A 3,025-nucleotide genomic window follows, 5' to 3' on the forward strand; every position below is an offset into this window, starting at 1 on the left:
TTCTGTCTCATGAGAGAAGCTTGCAGCCTGGTCTGGTCGGTGCTGGTCTTATTGTTCCGGTCGCGGGTCTCGTTGGAAGCTGAGATCCTGATCCTTCGTCATCAACTTAACATGCAGCGACGGCATGTGCCGAAGAGAGTGGCCTTCAGTGGCATGGATCGCCTGATCTTTGTTGGGCTGTACCGTTTGGTGCCTAATACCATCAAGGCGCTGACGATTGTGAAGCCCGATACCGTCATCCGTTGGCACCGTGCCGGTTTCAGGTCGTATTGGCGCTGGAAATCGCGGAACCGCTGCGGCCGACCAACTGTACTGTTGGAGATTCGCCGGCTGATCCGCGAGATGAGCATCGCCAACCCGTTGTGGGGAGCGCCGAGAATCCACGGAGAGCTTCTCAAGCTCGGCATCGAGATCGGCCAGACCAGCGTCGCCAAGTACAAGTACAAGTACAAGTACAAGTACAAGTACAAGTATATGGCGCGGAGGGCGCGGAGGAGGAGCCCTCCCGCGCAGGGATGGAAGACGTTCCTTCGCAACCATGCGGATGGCATTGTCGCAATGGACCTCTTCGTCGTGCCGACAATCTCGTTCCGACTACTCTATGGCTTGCTAATCATAGACCATGGCCGGCGGCAGATCCTGTGTCTTGGAGTGACCGCGCACCCGACGGCCGAATGGCTCGCCAATCAGCTCACGGAAACCTGTGGCTGGGAGCAAATCCCTCGTTACTTAATCAGGGACCGCGATCGAGCTTATGGCGAGATTTTTGTCCGCCGGGTGCGGTCGATCGGCATTCGAGACCGCCCGACGTCGTTCCGCTCACCCTGGCAAAACGGCTACGCAGAACGGTTGATCGGTTCAATCCGAAGGGAATGCATTGATCATGTCGTAGTCTTCGGCGAACGCCATCTGCGCCACGTCCTGCTGTCATACAAGGATTACTACAACTGCGCATCAGAACACCCATCTGTCTATGTTGTTGAAGAGAAGAGACTTTGCTGATTGGGATGCGATCCCGCGGGGTGTCTTGGGTTCTGTCGCGCTCGTTCGGCGATAGATTGAGCAGCAGTTGTTATCAGCGAGGCGCGGGCGAAGATCCACGGGCCGTCCGATAGCGGATGGAAGGCTTCGATCTCGCCGGCTTCAGCGGCCAGTCGGAGCGTCTTGGGTGCGATCTTCAGGAGCTTTGCGGCCTTGCCAAGGTTGAGCCAGGGTTTGATCCCGTCATTGGCTGGCTTGAACACCGGGATGTGGTGATAGGAGCGCAGCGATGTGACGCGCTCGCGGGTCCAGCGATTGCCGTGGCCCGTCTTGAGGCCGTTGCGGTTGAGGATGCCAGCAATCAGATCGTCGCTGGCAATCAGCACCAGTTGACGCACGGCTTGGATAATATCAGCAGAAGTGCTGTTGCGCTGTCCGCGCCGACGCTTGGGCAAGCGCAGCTCGCTATGAGCACCACCCATCCAGTGGACGATGAGAACGATCTCGGACGCCGCGTCGTCGATATCAGCCACGACCTCATGGACGAGGGTGCGTACGATGCGCTTCTTGAGGCGAGCATCCGTCGTCGGCGCATCCCAGACCGTTTTGAGGTTCGAGGCGAGAACGCCGAGCGAAGCTGGATCAGCAATGGGTGCGGGCGTCGCCGCATCATGCATGGCGATCTTGCCCTCGACCTCCGCCGCGTGAGCAAGCGCCCCGTTCCAGCGCGCTTCAAGTTCACTCGCCACCAGCCGGTTCGCGGGGTCGGCGGCATCGTATTGCCGGAAGGCCCGGTCTGCGGCATAGCGCGCCGCTTCCAGATCGCGACTGAGAGCAGCACGCACCTGATCCTGTCGTTCTTCGGCTTCCTTGGCAGCAGCGGTTGCAGCGGCGATCGCGCCTGGGCCGACAACGCCAAGCAGCGCGTCCTCGATTGCATCATCGACGCGTAATCCTCCGAAGGCGATGCAGAGAGGGCCGCCATTGTCCATCCAGGCGCGGCTGCAGCTGTAGCGCGGGATATGGTGCTTCATGCCTGTGTACCGGACTGTAAGCTTGCGGCCACAGCGCTTGCACCGGATCAGACCGGCCAGCAGCGTGTCTCCATGCTTGGGCGCACCGTGATGTCGACCAGTGGGAACGTTGCTGCTGACCATTGCGCGGATCGCCTCGAACCTCTCCCAGCTCACATACCCGTCGTGGGTATTGGGCTTCAGCGTCAACCATTCGTTCCGCCTCTTGCGGCGGATCTTCCCGCTCACGCCCGCGGCGGTGTATCCCGCCGTCACAGCCGTCTTACCATAGGCATAGGCGCCGCCGTAGACCGGGTTCTCAATGATCCGGTGGATGGCGGAGTAATTCGGTCGCCGCCAGGCCGGCGCGCCTTCTCGTAGCGCGCCGAGAGCGAGCGTTGACGCAACAGATCCAACTCGTACTCGTTGAGGCTCCCCTTGAGCCCGAGCAGCAGGCGGTCGTTGCCGTGCCTTGGCGCATAGATGGTCTCCTGATCGACCAGAACGGTGTCGACCACGCGGCACATCTCGATGAGTTGCTGCCAATCCCGGCTGTTGCGAGCGAAGCGCGAGACCTCGCGGGCGCAAACCGCACCTACCTTACCGAGGCAAACCTCCGCCACCATCCGCTCAAAGCCAGCGCGTTGGACCCCGCCGGCGGCCGAACGACCAAGATCATCATCGATCACTTCGATCTCTGACCAGCCGAGCGCCGTCAGCCGGTCCTGCATGGCGTACTGCAACGTGCTGCTTTCACGATTGTGCAATACTTGATGAGCTGAGGATTGGCGCACGTAAAGAATCGCCTTGCGCTCCAAATGATGAGGCCTGACCTTGTCAGAGATCATGATCAACCTCCTTCGCGCGCGGCGTCGCTGTCGTCGCAGCATGGTCGAGGATTAACCGCGTCATCAGGCTCGTCAGCGCCGCCCGCGCTTCCGGCGGCAGTTCCGACCACGCCGGCGCGCCGATGGCGGCGCTGTTCAACAGGCCGCTCCCGAACAGATCCATCTGCTGTTGCAATCGCAGTT

4 protein-coding genes are annotated in these 3,025 nt (G+C 60.7%); 1 reads left to right on the top strand and 3 read right to left on the bottom strand.

From position 1 onward, the window contains the following. Positions 1-1,002: integrase core domain-containing protein (locus AC630_RS47680; RefSeq protein WP_074124356.1), on the top strand; the 1,002-nt coding region annotated here is incomplete at its 5' end. Here the strand turns inward: AC630_RS47680 and AC630_RS42270 are convergent. The 3 genes from AC630_RS42270 to AC630_RS42275 form a co-directional block, all read right to left on the bottom strand. Next, positions 972-2,330, bottom strand: coding sequence for a recombinase family protein (locus tag AC630_RS42270; RefSeq protein ID WP_245330677.1), 1,359 nt, complete (start codon positions 2,328-2,330; stop codon positions 972-974). The genes AC630_RS47680 and AC630_RS42270 overlap by 31 nt on opposite strands. Next, positions 2,267-2,842: a recombinase family protein gene (locus tag AC630_RS47685; RefSeq protein ID WP_245330676.1), complete on the bottom strand. Its 576-nt coding sequence runs from the start codon at positions 2,840-2,842 to the stop codon at positions 2,267-2,269. The genes AC630_RS42270 and AC630_RS47685 overlap by 64 nt, the downstream gene beginning before the upstream one ends. Beyond that, the coding region (locus tag AC630_RS42275; protein WP_208867126.1) for a hypothetical protein at positions 2,832-3,025 on the bottom strand (194 nt) is incomplete at its 5' end. The genes AC630_RS42275 and AC630_RS47685, both read right to left, overlap by 11 nt.

This window comes from Bradyrhizobium sp. AS23.2 (assembly GCF_001908185.1).
Lineage (GTDB): Bacteria > Pseudomonadota > Alphaproteobacteria > Rhizobiales > Xanthobacteraceae > Bradyrhizobium.